This window comes from Lactococcus formosensis (assembly GCF_037892375.1).
In the GTDB taxonomy this organism is placed as follows: Bacteria; Bacillota; Bacilli; order Lactobacillales; family Streptococcaceae; genus Lactococcus; species Lactococcus formosensis.
Genome location: NZ_CP141721.1, coordinates 216,918 through 232,728, shown reverse-complemented (window position 1 = coordinate 232,728; position 15,811 = coordinate 216,918). Strand labels below are relative to the sequence as shown.

The window sequence follows — 15,811 nt, the reverse complement described above, 5'->3', positions numbered from 1 at the left end:
GTAAGGTAGTTATGGAAAACTCAAAAATTAAAGAAAAATTACTTTCAAGTTCAAAAGATTCACGCTTGGAAAAATTTGGTAGAACATTGACGTTCTTGTGTATCGCAATTATCGTTTTTGTCGTTGGACTTATTCTGGTCTTTGTCGCTCAAAAAGGTCTTTCCACTTTCTTCGTTGATGGTGTGAATCCGTTCCGCTTCCTCTTTGGAACACATTGGGAACCAGGCGCGATTGGACCTGATGGAAAACCTGCAGTTGGTGCTTTACCAATGTTTGCTGGGTCTTTAATCGTTACTGTGCTTTCAGCTTTAGTTGCGACACCTTTTGCCATCGGTGCTGGAATTTATATGACAGAAATTTCACCAAAATACGGTTCGAAAATTTTACAACCAGTTATTGAACTTTTGGTAGGTATCCCTTCAGTTGTTTATGGATTTATCGGTTTGACTGTTGTTGTACCTATTATACGTAATACATTTGGTGGAACAGGTCTTGGCTTGCTTGCCGGTGTGTTTGTACTCTTTGTTATGATTTTACCAACTGTTACTTCAATGACTGTCGATGCGCTTAAAGCAATTCCACCGCATTATCGTGAAGCTTCACTTGGTTTAGGAGCCACACGCTGGCAAACTATTTGGCGTGTCTTACTCCGTGCGGCAGCACCTGGTATCTTGACAGCGGTAATCTTTGGTATGGCGCGTGCCTTCGGTGAAGCATTAGCTATCCAAATGGTTGTTGGTAATGCTGTGACAATGCCAAAGGATCTGGTTTTACCAGCTTCAACTTTAACGTCAATTTTGACATCAGGTATTCCAAATGCTACACCAGGTATTCAATTGAATGCGCTTTGGTCACTTGGACTCCTCCTTCTCCTTATGTCATTAGTATTTAACATCGCGATGCGTGCTATCGCTAAGAAAGGGAGCCTTAAATAATGAATGCTAAACGCACAGATAAAATTGCTACTGGCGTGCTCTATGCACTCTCAGGCATCATTGTGGCGATACTCGCTTTTCTCTTGATTTATATTTTAATTAAAGGTTTACCTTTTGTATCTTGGGAATTCTTAACAACACCGTCAAATCCATTGACTGGTGGTGGTATTGCTATTCAACTTTTTAACTCAGTTTACTTGTTAGTTGTGACTTTAATTATTTCGATTCCACTCTCATTGGGGGCAGGAATTTACCTTTCAGAATATGCCAATCAAAAACATTGGTTGACTGGTGCAGTTCGCTCAGCGATTGAGGTTTTATCATCTCTCCCTTCAATCGTTGTGGGTCTCTTCGGTATGTTGCTCTTCGTTATTCAGTTTGGGCTTGGTTTCTCTGTCTTATCAGGTGCCCTTGCTCTTACAGTCTTCAATCTTCCTTTAATGACACGTAATGTTGAAGAATCACTCCGTGCCATTCCAACAATGCAACGTGAAGGTGGCTTAGCTCTTGGTTTATCAAAATGGGAAACAGCCACTAAAGTCATTTTACCAGCAGCAGTACCGGGGATTTTAACAGGGGTTATCTTATCTTCAGGACGTGTGTTCGGTGAAGCTGCGGCCTTGATCTATACTGCGGGTCAAACCAACTTGCCAATCAACTGGGCTAACTGGAATCCTATGTCATTGACAAGCCCATTGTCACTCTTCCGTCCTGCTGAAACATTGGCCGTACATATTTGGGCTTTGAATACTGAAGGAACGATCGCAACGGCAACTCAGATTTCTGCAGGAGCTTCTGCAGTACTGATTATCTTTGTATTGCTGTTCAATCTTGGGGCACGTTTCCTCGGAAATCGCCTCCACAAGAAACTCACATCTGGAAATTAGTAAGGAATATAGAAAAATATGGCAACTTATGATTGGAACGAACGTCACATTTTGACTTTCGACAAAAATATCGCTCTTTCAACAAACGATTTGCGGGTTTTCTATAACGGCACAAAAGAAGCAATTCATGGTGTCTCTATGCAATTTCCTAAAAATCAAGTAACAGCTTTAATCGGCCCTTCAGGTTCTGGTAAATCAACTTATCTCCGCGCGCTTAACCGTATGAATGATACGATTGATGGCGCACGAGTAACAGGTGAAATCATGTACGAAGGTGTCAATATTAGCGATCCTAAAGTTAATGTTTACGAAGTTCGTAAACAAATCGGTATGGTTTTCCAAAGACCAAATCCTTTCCCAAAATCAATCTATGAAAATATCGCTTTTATCCACCGTCGTGAAGGAATAAAAGACAAGAAAAAATTAGATGAAATTGTGGAAACATCGCTCAAGCAAGCAGCTTTATGGGAGCAAGTTAAGGATAATTTGAACAAGTCAGCTTTGGCACTTTCCGGTGGTCAAGCACAGCGTTTATGTATCGCACGTGCACTGTCAGTTAAACCAGAAATCATCTTGATGGATGAACCAGCCTCAGCTTTGGATCCTATTTCTACAATGCAAATTGAAGAAACAATGACCGAACTTAAGAAAGACTATACGATTATTATCGTTACGCACAACATGCAACAAGCCAGTCGTGTTTCTGACTATACGGCATTCTTCTATTCAGGCGACTTGATTGAATACGATGAGACAAGCAAAATCTTCACGCAGCCAAATCTTAAAGCGACAGAAGATTATGTTTCAGGACACTTTGGATAATCGAGAGGACAATATGACAAAAGAAGCAATTTTAACAGTCAGCGACCTTTCGCTGTATTACAGTAAGAAAAAAGCGCTCAATCAAATCAACATGGAATTCTATCCTAATGAGATTACAGCACTTATTGGCCCTTCTGGATGTGGAAAATCAACGCTTTTGCGTTCGATTAACCGCATGAACGATTTAATTCCAACAGTAACAATTACGGGCGCAATTATGTACAAAGGACATAACATCTACAGTCCAAAAGTGGATACCGTAGATCTTCGTAAAGAAATCGGTATGGTTTTTCAACAACCTAATCCTTTCCCATTTTCGATTTATGAAAATGTTGTCTATGGTTTGCGCCTCAAAGGTGTAAAAGACAAAGCTTTGCTTGATGAAGTCGTTGAAAATTCACTTAAGGCCGCAAATATTTGGGATGAGGTAAAAGACATTCTTCATACTTCAGCACTTGGTTTATCTGGTGGACAACAACAACGTGTATGTATTGCACGTGTACTTGCAGTCAATCCTAAAATCATCTTGCTTGATGAACCAACGTCAGCTCTAGATCCGATTTCGGCAGGGCACGTGGAAGAAACACTTTTAGAACTCAAAGAAGATTATACTTTAGCTATTGTTACACACAGTATGCAACAGGCTTCACGTATCTCTGATCGTACTGCTTTCATGCTCAATGGTGACCTAGTTGAAATGGATAATACGAAAAAAATCTTCCTTAATCCTGAAAAACAGGAAACAGAAGATTATATTGCTGGTAAGTTTGGATAATATGGTATGATGTAAGGAGCACTTATTGCTCTGAGCTTAGTTAAGAGGAGAAAAAATGTTACGTACACAATTCGAAGAAGAACTCAATAAACTTCACAACCAATTTTATTCAATGGGAACACAAGTCTCTGCACAATTGAATAAAGCAGTTCGTGCCTTTGTGAGTCATGATCGTGAGTTGGCAGAAGATGTCATTACAAGCGATGAGATGATTAACCAATTGGAAACAAAATTAGAAACAAAATCATTGGAAATGATTGCCTTGCAACAACCAGTTTCAGGGGATTTACGTACGATTATCACAGTGCTTAAAGCCTCAAGTGACTTGGAACGTATGGGCGATCACGTGACTTCAATTGCCAAAGCAGCAATTAACCTTAAAGGTGAAGAGCGTATCCATGAAGTCGAAGAAGACATTTCCCTGTTAGGTGAAAAAGTGAAATCAGTCGTTGATGCTTCATTGAATGCTTATATTCAAGGCAATGATAAACGTGCGCGTGAAATCGCAGATCAATACCAAACGGTTAAAAATATGAGCGGTGAAATCGAAGAAAAAATCTTGGAAGCAATGAAAGAAAATACAGAAACAATCACGACAGGTAAAGATTACTTGATGACTCTTGTTTTCTTAGAACGTATCACTGGCTATGCGGTCAATCTTTGTGAATGGATCGTTTACTTGAAATCTGGGAATATCGTTGAGTTGTAAAATAAAAAACTTGCATTTGCAAGTTTTTTTGTTTTATTTAATAACTTCTAAACCACCCATGTATGGACGAAGAATTTCAGGGACAGTTACTGAGCCGTCTTCGTTTTGATAGTTTTCAAGGATTGCAGCAACTGTACGACCAACAGCAAGTCCAGAACCATTTAAAGTATGAAGCAAGTTAACTTTGCCTTCTTCATCACGATAGCGGATTTGGGCACGGCGCGCTTGGAAATCTTCACAGTTTGAACAGCTTGAAATTTCACGGTAAGTATTTTGGGCAGGGATCCAAACTTCCAAGTCATAAGTTTTAGCGGCAGAGAAGCCCATATCGCCTGTAGAAAGAGCAATTACACGATAAGCTAAACCTAGTTTTTGCAAAATGTTTTCTGCGTTGACAACCATTTTTTCTAGCTCATCATAAGATTCCTCAGGGCGAGCAAATTTGACCATTTCAACTTTATGGAATTGATGCAAACGAATCAAGCCACGTGTATCACGGCCAGCTGAACCCGCTTCAGAACGGAATGAAGGAGACATTGCTGTGAAGTAGATTGGGAGTTCAGCATCATCCAAGATTTTACCACGGTAATAGTTGGTTAAAGGTACTTCAGCAGTAGGAATGAGCACAAAACCACGATCATCATTTACTTCAAAAGTATCTTCTTTGAATTTTGGATATTGACCTGTACCGAACATAGAGTCTTGATTGACCATATAAGGCGTAATCATTTCGGTATAGCCTTCTTTAGCATGTTCGTCCAACATAAAGTTATACAGGGCGCGCTCTAAACGCGCACCAGCGCCTTTATAGAAGAGGAAACGTGAGCCAGTCACTTTACCACCACGTTCCCAATCAAGGATACCAAGAGACTCTCCTAAGTCCCAATGAGGTTTAGGTTCAAAACTGAATTCAGGCGTTTGACCATGACGACGAATTTCCACATTATCATCTTCATCAGCACCTATAGGTACATCATCATGTGGCAAGTTAGGGAGCGTTGTTGTGTATGTTGTTAACTTTTCTTCGATATCAGCAAGTTCAGCATCAATGACTTTAATATCAGCAGAAACTTGTTTCATGGCAGTGATTTTTTCAGAGGCATCACCTTTTTCACGTTTAATCAACGCGATTTCATCAGATACGGCATTACGTTCTTTTTTCAAGTTCTCAGATTGTACGATCAGTTCACGACGGCGTACATCGAGTTCGTGGAGTTCTTGCAGTGTTTCTTTTTTAACACCACGTGTTTCCAATTTTGCGGCTACTCCGTCAAAGTCTGCACGGATTTTTTTGATATCAAGCATAAAATCTCCTTTTAATATAAAATAAAAAGCCCTAACTCTCCTTAAAGAAGAATTAGGGCGCTATAAGCACGGTTCCACCTAAATTTCCTATCATAGGGATAGGACTTTAGTTCCCTTATCGCGAGAAACACGTTCCTATTTTCATAGGATAAAATCAAGCAAGAAGCAGAATGTTTAAAGAATCTTTACTTGTTTTCACCACCCACAAGCTCTCTCCAAAAAGATAGTCTTAAAACTGACTTCTAATGTCATTCTATCAGAAAATTTAAAACTTTGCAAGCGCCTCATAAATCATTAGTCCTTTGAAATTCTAAATGGTATTATAGAATAAAGGGGGACCTATGTCAATCATTGGAGTAAAGATAGATAAACAGTTTATAAAAGATTTAATTGTTCTTATTGTAGGAGTGGGTTTCTATATTTTATCGGTAAGACTTTTTGTTATTCCTAATTACTTGGCAAGTAACGGAATTGCAGGTTTTTCAGTATTTGTTGATTTTGTTTTCGGGATTAATCCAGCACTGACTTTCTTTGTAGTGAATATTCCCTTATTTCTCTTTGGCTGGAAGCTTTTGAGCCGAAGGGAGCTTTTGCTGAGTGTTCCTGGTGCAGCTGCGATGAGCTTATGGATGCTGGCCTATGAGGCGATGGGGATTAATGGGTTTCAATTTAACCAAATTATTTTCGCTGGTATTTCTGATGGTATTTTATCAGGAATAGGAGCAGGGCTGGTTGTAGTTTCTAACGGGACTTTCGGTGGTTCAATCCTCTTGAGTCGAATTATGGAAGACCGTTGGCAATTTACGATTGACCGTGTCTTGTTTGGAATTGATATTGTGGTTATGGGGTTATCCTTAGCGACCTATCTGGCCTTTCCAAACTTTGCTGTTACTCTATTGTCATGCTACATTTTTAGTAAAGTCACACGTTTCATTGGTCGAAAGGATTACCGTGAAAATATCTTAGATCGCCTATATTTTAATCTCTTTGGACGTGAATGAAACGAAACAGATACTTAATTAAGAAAATCATGGTGCATGTGCAGTATGCTTTTTTTGTTAAAAAATAAAAAGCCTCATTTGAGACTTTTTATTTCTTTTTACGACGGAAGAGGCTAAAGAATTTATCAAAGAAGCCTTTCTGACGCACAACTTTTTCATTTCCAATATATTGTCGGATGTATTTTAAGACAGTACCAGACTCCTTGGAAGCAAAACGAACTTTCTGCTCATTGCGAAAGACAATGATAAACTGACGACCAATTTTTACTTTTCCATTTTTTGAAACAGAAACATCACCTTCCACACGTTTAATAGAGGCCCACGGAAATTGCATATTCTTTTCAACATTTGTATCATTGAAAAACTCGAAAGCTCGGTCTCCAATCATAATTTTACCATATTCAGCAAAGCCAAGATAAGCAATACCAGCAGTGGTAAAGTCGACTTTAGTATTCAGTGATTGTGCCAATTTAGTGCTCCTAACGATATTATAGTATCTTTATTATATCAAAAATAATCTTAATAAAAAATCGCCGCGAGTACACGACGATTTTGTTCTTGTTTTAAAATCTTATTAAGCAAGACCTGCAACGTGAAGTACGATACCAAGAACGAACATACCAATGATGATGAACAATGGTGCGTTTTTGTTTTTCCATTTGCGCAAGATCCAAAGAACAAGGAAAGTCAAGAGCAATGCGATAAATCCAGGAATTAATGAATTGAACACGTCTTGAAGTGATTGTGTTTGTTCTGGGCTCAAGCCAAGACCAGATGATACTTGACCTAAGATGTTGTGCAATGTAGAACCGTCAACTGTGTTAAGTTGATCAACAGTTACGTAATGTGCGAAACCGTCTTGACCAGCAACACCGTTACCAACAACGTTACCTGCTTGGTCTAACCAATCAAACTTAGCAACACCATCGCCAGTAGTACCTGTTTGGGCACCTTGAACAACGACTTTACCTGCTTTGTCGATCCATTCACCAACGTAAGCGCCATCTGCCAAAGGTTTAGATGGGAGCATAGCATTAGGACCAGTGAAGCTGATGTTAACCCAACGTTGGATCAATACACCAAGGATGAACATACCAAGGATAGATGCACCTTTAGTAATTTGTTGAAGCATTCCTCCACCGAGGTCGCTTGTGATTGCAGTACCTTGTTTGTAACCAAACTCTTGTGTATACCACAAGAAAGCGATACGGATTGCATTCCAAACAACGAAGAAGAAGATTGGAGCGATAATAGAACCACCAGTTGCAAGTGAGGCAGCGATGGCACCAACGATAGGACGTACTGTGAACCAGAAGACAGGGTCACCGATACCAGCGAGAGGTCCCATCATACCGACTTTCACACCTTGGATAGCTGCTTCGTCGATTTCGACACCGTTAGCGATTTCTTCTTCAAGGGCCAATGTAACACCGACGATAGGTGCGGCTACGTATGGGTAAGTATTGAAGAATTCCATGTGGCGTTTCAAAGCTTCTTTAGCTTCTTCAGAACCTGGTTTGTAGAACTGTTTCAATGCAGGGATGATTGAATAGAGGAAACCAAGGTTTTGCATACGTTCGTAGTTCCAAGAACCTTGAAGGAACATTGAACGGAACATAACGCTCAAGCGTGTGTTTTTAGAAAGGCTAAACTTTTTATTTGTATTTTCCATTTTTATAAAATCTCCTTCCTAATTAATAATCGTTGAGAATATCGCCGATTGGGTCACCACTTGAAGAAGCAGTGCCACCGTTACCAGCAGTATTAGAAAGATTGAGGTAGATAAGAGCGATAACAACACCAAGGATACCCATACCAATCAAAGTGATTGAAGAAAGTGGTGCGAGTACAAATCCGAGGAAGAAGAATGGCCATAGCTCTTTAGTTGCCATGAGGTTGATAACCATTGCGTAACCAACAACAACAACCATACCACCACCAACAGCAAGTCCTTTAGAAACCCAATCAGGAATTGAGTTCAAGGCAGCAGTTACTGTTTCAGCAGGGATAGCAAGGATGATTGCAGCAGGGATAGCAATACGCAAACCTTGAAGAAGGAGTGCGAACATGTGCCAACCAGCAACACCTGAGTAAGAACCTTTTTCAGCAGCAGCATCAGCTAAGTGAACGATACCAACTGAAAGGAAACGAACCAATGTAGTAAGTACGAGACCAGCAGTTGCCAACAAGATAGCGGCAGGTACGATAACACCAGTGATGTGTGTCAAGTCAAAGTTACCACCTTGAACCATCAAGATAGCAGAAGCGACAGAAGCAAGTGCAGCGTCAGGTGCGACAGCGGCACCAACGTTAGCCCAACCAAGGGCGATCATTTGCAATGAACCACCCAAGATGATCCCTGCAGCCATGTGACCAGTAGCGATACCGATCAATGAGCAGGCGATAATTGGTTGGTGAAATTGCCATTGGTCCAAGATACCTTCAAGTCCAGCTAAGAACGCGAAGATAAGAACTAAAATGATTGAAATAATACTCATTTTATAAATTTCTCCTAATAATATTTAATTTTACTTAACGTCTGCTTTGTTAATCAAAGCAAACAAGTCAGATTTAGAATCGTTAGGGACTTTACGAACGTCAAATTTAACGCCGAGATCACGTAACTTTTCAAAAGCGGCAACATCATCTTTGTTTACAGACAATACTGAGTTAAGCATTGTTTTACCTGTACTGTGTGCCATAGAACCCACGTTAAGTGTTTCTACAGGAACACCACCTTCAATAGCAGCAAGTGCATCTTGAGGAGTTTCAAACAAGAGAAGGGCTTTAGTTTCACCAAAACGTGGATCTTTAGCAACTTCAATCATTTTCTTGATAGGGACAACGTTGGCTTTAACACCTGGAGGTGCAGCTTGTGTGATAAGTGTTTTACGCATCTCATCTTTGGCAACAGCATCAGAAACAACGATGATACGGTTTGCTTTTGAATCTGGTGTCCAAGCAGTGGCAACTTGACCGTGGAGAAGACGTGAGTCGATACGTGCAAGATTAATTTTAATCTTACCGTCACCAACAACAGTACCTTCTGGGATAGCAGCAGCGTTTACGCCAGATTCAGCTGGTGCAGCGCTTTCTTCAGCAGGATTAAGCTCTTCTGGTAATGCTTTAATACCAGCTTTCGCTTCCTTAATAATGTTTGCAGCAACTTGTTCAACACCAGCAGAAGCATCCATCATACGTTCTGTGTAGGCTTGAATAAGCATTGGCAAGTTGAGGCCTGTGATGATAGCTACCTTACGTTCTGGATTGGCACCCATAACAGCACTTGCTTGGTTAAATGGAGAACCGCTCCACAAGTCAGCAAGGACAAGGACTTCATCTTCAGCATCAAATGTTGCGATAGCGGCTTCGATTTTGGCGCGTAAGTCGTCTGGTCCTTCGTTAGGCATGAAAGTGACAGCTTGTACTTTCTCTTGCTCACCGAAGATCATTGAACCAGATTGCTTGATGCCTGCAGCGAATTCACCGTGGCTCGCAATAACAATTCCGATACTCAATTGAGTAACCTCCTTATAAATTTTTATATAATATAATTATTACTGTCTTAGTATACTACAAATTGAAAACATTTGCAAAAATTTGTGAAACTGGTTTCATAAATCTGATTTTTTAATTTAAATAGCCAAAATAAAAACAACTTGTCGGTTAAAAACAAGCTGTATATATAATGAGAATACTCAATTAAAATCACGAAATAGTTAGATAAAGAAGTAATTTTATGGTAAAATAAATATCAGAGTTTAAGGTTTTAAGATTTGGTAATCTTTATCGCAGCTGTTGGGCATGCCTTGGCTGCACTTATTATTTTATCATCAGAAATATATTCTTTTTCCAGTTTATCGGAATTATTAAATTTAACGATACCATTGTCATGGTAATCGAAGACGTCTGGAGCATGTAAATAACAAAGGCCGCATGCAATACAATTTTCTGGTATTATGTTTACTTTCATACAATGATGATAATATAAAAAAATAAAAAAGGAAAGGAAAAAGATGTGGCAGAAAAAGAACCGTGGGATAAAGAAATCTACAAGGCCATGAAAGCAGATTCCGAAAAGAGGCGTTCGGGTAGCACACCTAGAAAAAAACAAAATAACAAGTCATTAACTTCACGTGCTTTGACCTTTACTGTCGTGACGATGTTTTTACTGGTTGGTTTTATGATTGCCTTTATTCTTTGGAATAATCAAACGCAACATAGTGGTGGATTTGCTCAAGAAAATCCAGAAAAGACTGTAGAGCAAACTACGGAGGAACAAACAGAGCAGACAACTGAGGAAGTAAAACCAGAAGAAAGCACAGTAGCTCCACCACCAACCACTGAAGAATCCTCGACAGAAGAGGGAGCAACTTATGTTATTGTAGCTGGAGATGATCCAAGTAAGATATCAGCGAAGACAGGTGTTGCATGGTCTGTAATCGCAAGCCTTAATAATATCTCAGCAACAGGATACAATGCCGATGGTTTACCAATATCACCTGGCCAAGTATTAAAATTAAAATAATAAAAAGCATTTATAATAGGAAAGAAACATGATAAAGTTACAAATTGCTGTTGATGGTCCTGCCTCAAGCGGGAAATCAACTGTCGCTAAAATCGTTGCACAAAATCTGGGAATCATCTATTTAGATACGGGCGCAATGTATCGTGCGGCAACACTGGTTGCCCTCCAAAACAAAACAGAAGATCCTCAAAAAATCATTGATGTGATTAAGAAAAAACCAATCTTCTTTAAAAATACTGCTGATGGTCAGCTTGTGTTTTTAGGAACGGAGGATATTACTAAGATTATTCGTACAAACGAAATAACACAGAATGTTTCAAAAATATCTGCTTTAGCTCAAGTACGCGAATTTTTAGTTGCCGAGCAACAACGTATTGCTGACGAAGGTGGCATTATCATGGATGGACGTGACATCGGTACGGTTGTCCTCCCTCATGCGGATTTGAAGATTTTCCTTGTGGCTTCTGTGGATGAACGCGCAGAGCGACGTTATAAAGAAAATTTACAAAAAAATATCCCTACTGATTTGGAAGACCTCAAAGTAGAAATTGCCGAACGTGATCGTAAGGACAGTACACGAGCAGTTTCACCTTTAAAACAAGCTGAGGATGCTATACTGTTAGACAGTACAGGAAAAACGATTGATCAAGTGGCAGGTTTTATCGAAGAAAAAGCCCGAGAGCTTTTGTAATCAATCACATTTTAAAGGAAGAAACGGAGTAAAATATTCCGTTTTTTCTATTATAAAGAAGGAGAAAAAAATGGAAATAAGAAGTATCGAGCAAAAAGACTATGAAGAAGTCAGGCAGTTAATCTGGCAAGCTTTTAGTAGGTCAGAACATGGCTATGGTAATGAAGCAGAACTTGTAGAAAAGCTTCGAACAGATTGCAGCTATGTTGAAGGGTTAGAAGTGGTTGCAACTGAAGGAGTGAGAATTGTTGGTTATGGTTTACTTAGCGAAGTAAATATTATAAACGATAAGGCAAGTTATAAAGGGCTAGTGCTTGCACCATTAGCTGTTTTACCTTCTTGGCAAGGTAAAAAAGTGGGGCAACATCTTCTGAAAGAGTTAGAAAAACGTGCCATCCAAAAAGAATTTTCTTACATAAGTATTCTGGGGCATCCCCAGTATTATTCTCGTTTTGGCTATGTACCTGCTGAAAAATATAAAGTTAAAGCACCATTTGACGTTCCAGCAGAAGCTTTTATGATTCGACCTTTACAGCCAGAGGCACTAAGAAATGTTTCAGGTTGTATCAAATATGCTCAAGCATTTGAGGCATAGTCACTGTACGAGAAGTATTAATGATATACACTTACCTTTCATTCAAAATATTTTTATAAACTTATCCAACATTTTTAGTTGATTAATTTTGTTATAATAAAGATAAAAAATTTTTTTAAGGATCTATATGCTTACTTATCTCCATGCTATTCAAATTGGTGTATTGCTCTTCTTTGTTTTTTTCTTACTGAGCCTTATTCCTTATATGATCGTTCAATATCGTAAATATGGACGTGTTAACCCTTGGCGTTTTATCGTCAATTTTTCTTTTGTTCTTTACATAGTTTGTGCTTATGCGATGACTATCTTTCCCTTGCCTGATGTGGCACAAGTTGCACAGATGACAGGGCCTAAACAAAACCTTGTTCCTTTTGAGTTTGTACGTCAGTTTATAACTTATAATCCGCTGGTACTCGACGATTCTTCCACATGGCTAATGGCTATAAAAGCGCCAAGTTTTATTCAGCCTTTTTTTAACCTTCTGTTGACACTGCCATTTGGGATATATTTACGTTATCTCTTTAAGCGCAATTTTTCTCAAACTTTAGTATGGAGTTTTATGCTCACCTTATCGTTTGAACTTTTACAACGCTCAGCTCTTTTTGGTCTTTATCCTCGTCCTTATCGTTTATTTGATGTGGATGATTTAATGATTAATACATTAGGAAGTATGTTAGGGTTTGGTATTGCGTGTTTACTTGTGAAGGTTTTACCTGATTTGGATGCTAAACAAGCTGTTCCTGCTCAGATTGGAATGATACGACGGAGTATTGCCTTTGGTGTAGATCTCGTTTTTGCGAATCTTCTATCGAACTTTGTACCGCATTTTTATATAGCAATGCTTATTGCTTTCGTGGCTATTCCTGTCATTTTTAATGTTACTTTTGGTCAAAAACTTCTTAAAATAAAAATAGAAGGAAGTCGCTGGAAGATTCTAAGTCGCCAACTCTTGTCTTGCATTAATTTTGGGATTGTGGCCTTCTTGTCTTATTTCTTGCAGCGTTCAGCTTACATCCCACAAAGGGAGTTGAGTCAAAATTTATTGATGGTAGTACTTTTTCTAATTCTTCTTATGTTGCCAATACTCGATATTCTCTTTGCAACACTTTCACGCACACGAAAGTTGTGGTATGAACGCTTGAGTCAAACGGAATTAAGTGCAAAAGAAGTATGAGATAAAAAACGTTAGCAAGGCTAACGTTTTTTATTAAAAAGATGGGTACTTATAAACGGTGGCCGACACCACGCCCAAACAAGCTCGAATTGGATATTTTATTATAAAATTCGCTTGTCATAGGTGTTAAATTATAGCGAAGAGCTAGTGGGCGTAATTGGGACTCTAATTGAACTAAGGTATCTTCAAGATTTTCTTGACTTTCAATGCGATTTTTAGCTTCTAATATCAACGTACGTTCCCACTCTCGGATATGTTTGCTTAAAATTAAGTTGTACATTTCATTCAAAATTTCAACCTGATTTAATGATTTATTCATAGTTAAATTATATCATGCAAGCCTTTTCAATGTGCTATAATGTGCTTGGAGGAAGAACTATGAGTAAAGAAACTGCAATTTTTGCTGGAGGATGTTTTTGGTGTATGGTTGAACCTTTTGAAACACGTCCTGGCATAGTGTCTGTCATCAGCGGTTATACTGGTGGTCATGTGGATGACCCGACATATGATGAAGTTTCCGGAAAATATACGGGGCACACTGAAGCTGTGGAGATAATTTTTGAAAATACCGTTATTTCTTACGATACCTTATTGGAAATTTACTGGAATCTTATTGATCCAACGGATGAAGCAGGTCAATTTTATGATCGAGGTAGTAATTATAGACCAGTAATCTATGTTCAAAATAAGAAACAACGTCAAGCTGCTGAGAAAAGTAAGCAGGCCTTGTCGGAGTCGGGGCTCTGGGATAAACCAATTATAGTCCCTATAGAAAATGCGCAAACTTTTTGGCCAGCTGAAGATTATCACCAAGATTTTTATAAAAAGAACCCTAAGAGATATAAACAGATGCACAAAGCACGTGAACAGTTTCTGAAAGTTAAACGATTCAGAAATAAATTTTTTGGTAAAAAAACTTAAGAAAAGGATCTGTATTCTGCTGAGAATTATGAAAGGCTTTTATCAAAAATAAAAAATCATGATATAATAGACAGATAATGAAAGATAATAAACAAAAACGTTTTGAATACTTAAGAGCAAATAAAGCTTACTTAAGTGAACGCGAAAAGCAAGAATATTATGAATTAGTAGAAGAGATAGAAGGCTGGCAAGCTCTTGAAGAAGAATACGCAGCTGACTTGGAAGAAGAACGCGCACAGTCTGAAAGTTCTTCTTCTGAGAGAAGGAGAAGATCCAGCCGATCTTTCGATTCAGCACCGGAAGCATTTTTATCCAAACGTGGGAAAAAGAAAGAAAGTCGTCGTGCAGAAGAGAACTTGGATGATGGAACATCTGAGGAAACAGGAAGTAAAAAACCAAAGAAAAAGAAAAGTTGGCTCAAACGGATCTTCTTTATTTTAATCGCACTGATATTGATTATGATTGGTTTCTTTATTTATGGCTATCAGCGTGGAATCAGCCGAGAAGGTGGTGGAATTAAAGCCGAACAGTTCAATGGTGCTGCCAATGCTGATGGCTCAGTCAATATCCTTTTGCTAGGTGCTGATCAGCGTCCAGGGCAAAGTTCAGGAGTGGCTCACTCTGACAGTATTATGGTTTTGAATGTTGGCAGGAATGGTAAAATGCAATTAGTGAGTTTTATGCGTGATACTCTGGTTAACATCCCAGGTGTTGGTGATGCAAGTCAAGGCCCTAACATGAAGCTTAATGCGGCCTTTACGATTGGTGAGCAAAATGAAAATCAAGGAGTCGAACTTGTGCGTCAAACCTTGCAGCAAAATTTTGGTATAAATGCCAAGTACTATGCTGTAGTGGACTTCTCAAGTTTTGCAACAGTGATTGATTCGATGTTCCCTGGAGGAGTACAGATTGATGCCAAATTCGCTACAATTAACGGTCAAAAATTTGATGAAGTCCCCGTACCAGATGATTTAGCGGAAACAGAAGGTATGGCCAAAAACGATAAGGAATTGAGTGCAGAAGAAGCTGCGGCCTTGGGCTATCCTGATGGCGGTGGAATCTTTATGATGATCAAGCAAGGTCCACAACGAATGGATGGACGCACGCTTTTGAACTATGCACGTTTCCGTCACGATGATCAAGGCGACTTTGGACGTGTCCAACGTCAACAGCAAGTGATGCAAACGCTCACATCAAAAGTTAAAAATCCGTTGACACTCTTTACTGGTGCAAGTGCCTTGGGTACAGCTCGGGCTGTTACAATGACAAATCTTTCCAACACATTCCTGATCACAAAAGCTTTACCGGCAATGTTTGGTGGTGTAGAAAATACAACGATCCCATCCGACAATGATTGGCAATCTGCCTATGATATGTACGGAGGTTCAGGTATCCTCATTGATATGAACAAGTATGGTGCAAAAGCACAGGAACTTTTGGGACAATAAAAAAAAGCATTCAACGCAAA

At 39.1% G+C, this 15,811-nt stretch carries 19 protein-coding genes; 12 read left to right on the top strand and 7 right to left on the bottom strand.

The window, feature by feature from the left end:
• Positions 1 to 11 precede the first annotated feature (11 nt).
• From pstC to phoU, 5 genes are read left to right on the top strand one after another with little or no spacing between them, the layout of a single operon-like run.
• Entirely contained in the window at positions 12 to 935 is a 924-nt protein-coding gene (gene pstC / locus VNN39_RS01160; protein WP_339007153.1) for a phosphate ABC transporter permease subunit PstC, read from the top strand.
• Positions 935 to 1,822 (top strand): phosphate ABC transporter permease PstA, encoded by an 888-nt coding sequence (pstA, locus tag VNN39_RS01155; protein ID WP_017368917.1) that lies wholly within the window; start codon positions 935 to 937, stop codon positions 1,820 to 1,822. The genes pstC and pstA overlap by 1 nt, the downstream gene beginning before the upstream one ends.
• Before the next feature lie 18 nt (positions 1,823 to 1,840).
• Positions 1,841 to 2,644: a phosphate ABC transporter ATP-binding protein PstB gene (pstB, locus tag VNN39_RS01150; protein ID WP_014024392.1), complete on the top strand. Its 804-nt coding sequence runs from the start codon at positions 1,841 to 1,843 to the stop codon at positions 2,642 to 2,644.
• Between the two features lie 13 nt (positions 2,645 to 2,657).
• Entirely contained in the window at positions 2,658 to 3,419 is a 762-nt protein-coding gene (pstB, locus tag VNN39_RS01145) for a phosphate ABC transporter ATP-binding protein PstB (RefSeq protein WP_004258923.1), read from the top strand.
• A 55-nt stretch (positions 3,420 to 3,474) separates the two neighbouring features.
• Positions 3,475 to 4,128 (top strand): phosphate signaling complex protein PhoU, encoded by a 654-nt coding sequence (phoU, locus tag VNN39_RS01140; RefSeq protein WP_338997714.1) that lies wholly within the window; start codon positions 3,475 to 3,477, stop codon positions 4,126 to 4,128.
• A gap of 33 nt (positions 4,129 to 4,161) precedes the next feature.
• Here the strand turns inward: phoU and serS are convergent, their stop codons facing one another.
• Positions 4,162 to 5,433 carry a serine--tRNA ligase gene (gene serS / locus VNN39_RS01135; RefSeq protein ID WP_339007151.1) on the bottom strand — a complete coding sequence of 424 codons (1,272 nt, stop codon included), beginning with the start codon at positions 5,431 to 5,433 and terminating at the stop codon, positions 4,162 to 4,164.
• Positions 5,434 to 5,774: 341 nt separating this feature from the next.
• Here serS and VNN39_RS01130 point away from each other — a divergent pair, with 341 nt between their 5' ends.
• Positions 5,775 to 6,434, top strand: coding sequence for a YitT family protein (locus VNN39_RS01130; RefSeq protein ID WP_338997712.1), 660 nt, complete (start codon positions 5,775 to 5,777; stop codon positions 6,432 to 6,434).
• An 88-nt stretch (positions 6,435 to 6,522) separates the two neighbouring features.
• Here the strand turns inward: VNN39_RS01130 and VNN39_RS01125 are convergent, their stop codons facing one another.
• The 5 genes from VNN39_RS01125 to VNN39_RS01105 all read right to left on the bottom strand — a co-directional run bounded on the left by VNN39_RS01125 (position 6,523) and on the right by VNN39_RS01105 (position 10,407).
• Entirely contained in the window at positions 6,523 to 6,903 is a 381-nt protein-coding gene (locus VNN39_RS01125; protein ID WP_017368921.1) for a DUF956 family protein, read from the bottom strand.
• Between the two features lie 105 nt (positions 6,904 to 7,008).
• Positions 7,009 to 8,106 (bottom strand): PTS system mannose/fructose/sorbose family transporter subunit IID, encoded by a 1,098-nt coding sequence (locus VNN39_RS01120; protein ID WP_339007149.1) that lies wholly within the window; start codon positions 8,104 to 8,106, stop codon positions 7,009 to 7,011.
• 22 nt (positions 8,107 to 8,128) lie between these two features.
• On the bottom strand, positions 8,129 to 8,932 hold the full coding sequence (locus VNN39_RS01115) for a mannose/fructose/sorbose family PTS transporter subunit IIC (RefSeq protein WP_003134975.1): 804 nt from the start codon (positions 8,930 to 8,932) through the stop codon (positions 8,129 to 8,131).
• Between the two features lie 30 nt (positions 8,933 to 8,962).
• Complete coding sequence (locus VNN39_RS01110; RefSeq protein WP_339007147.1) at positions 8,963 to 9,952, bottom strand: mannose/fructose/sorbose PTS transporter subunit IIB; 990 nt, start codon at positions 9,950 to 9,952, stop codon at positions 8,963 to 8,965.
• Positions 9,953 to 10,203: 251 nt separating this feature from the next.
• Entirely contained in the window at positions 10,204 to 10,407 is a 204-nt protein-coding gene (locus VNN39_RS01105) for a ferredoxin (protein WP_017368924.1), read from the bottom strand.
• 45 nt (positions 10,408 to 10,452) lie between these two features.
• On the opposite strand from VNN39_RS01105, the gene VNN39_RS01100 reads away from it, so the two are divergent.
• From VNN39_RS01100 to VNN39_RS01085, 4 genes are all read left to right on the top strand, one after another.
• Positions 10,453 to 10,962: an SAG1386/EF1546 family surface-associated protein gene (locus tag VNN39_RS01100; RefSeq protein WP_338997708.1), complete on the top strand. Its 510-nt coding sequence runs from the start codon at positions 10,453 to 10,455 to the stop codon at positions 10,960 to 10,962.
• Positions 10,963 to 10,990: 28 nt separating this feature from the next.
• Positions 10,991 to 11,653: a (d)CMP kinase gene (gene cmk, locus VNN39_RS01095; protein WP_017368926.1), complete on the top strand. Its 663-nt coding sequence runs from the start codon at positions 10,991 to 10,993 to the stop codon at positions 11,651 to 11,653.
• 70 nt (positions 11,654 to 11,723) lie between these two features.
• Positions 11,724 to 12,248 carry a GNAT family N-acetyltransferase gene (locus VNN39_RS01090; protein ID WP_165711375.1) on the top strand — a complete coding sequence of 175 codons (525 nt, stop codon included), beginning with the start codon at positions 11,724 to 11,726 and terminating at the stop codon, positions 12,246 to 12,248.
• A gap of 127 nt (positions 12,249 to 12,375) precedes the next feature.
• On the top strand, positions 12,376 to 13,422 hold the full coding sequence (locus tag VNN39_RS01085; RefSeq protein WP_165713200.1) for a VanZ family protein: 1,047 nt from the start codon (positions 12,376 to 12,378) through the stop codon (positions 13,420 to 13,422).
• Between the two features lie 49 nt (positions 13,423 to 13,471).
• Here the strand turns inward: VNN39_RS01085 and VNN39_RS01080 are convergent, their stop codons facing one another.
• On the bottom strand, positions 13,472 to 13,741 hold the full coding sequence (locus VNN39_RS01080) for a bacteriocin immunity protein (protein ID WP_165711373.1): 270 nt from the start codon (positions 13,739 to 13,741) through the stop codon (positions 13,472 to 13,474).
• Between the two features lie 59 nt (positions 13,742 to 13,800).
• On the opposite strand from VNN39_RS01080, the gene msrA reads away from it, so the two are divergent.
• Complete coding sequence (gene msrA, locus VNN39_RS01075) at positions 13,801 to 14,343, top strand: peptide-methionine (S)-S-oxide reductase MsrA (RefSeq protein WP_252175632.1); 543 nt, start codon at positions 13,801 to 13,803, stop codon at positions 14,341 to 14,343.
• A 77-nt stretch (positions 14,344 to 14,420) separates the two neighbouring features.
• Complete coding sequence (locus VNN39_RS01070) at positions 14,421 to 15,791, top strand: LCP family protein (protein ID WP_165714373.1); 1,371 nt, start codon at positions 14,421 to 14,423, stop codon at positions 15,789 to 15,791.
• Positions 15,792 to 15,811: the final 20 nt, after the last annotated feature.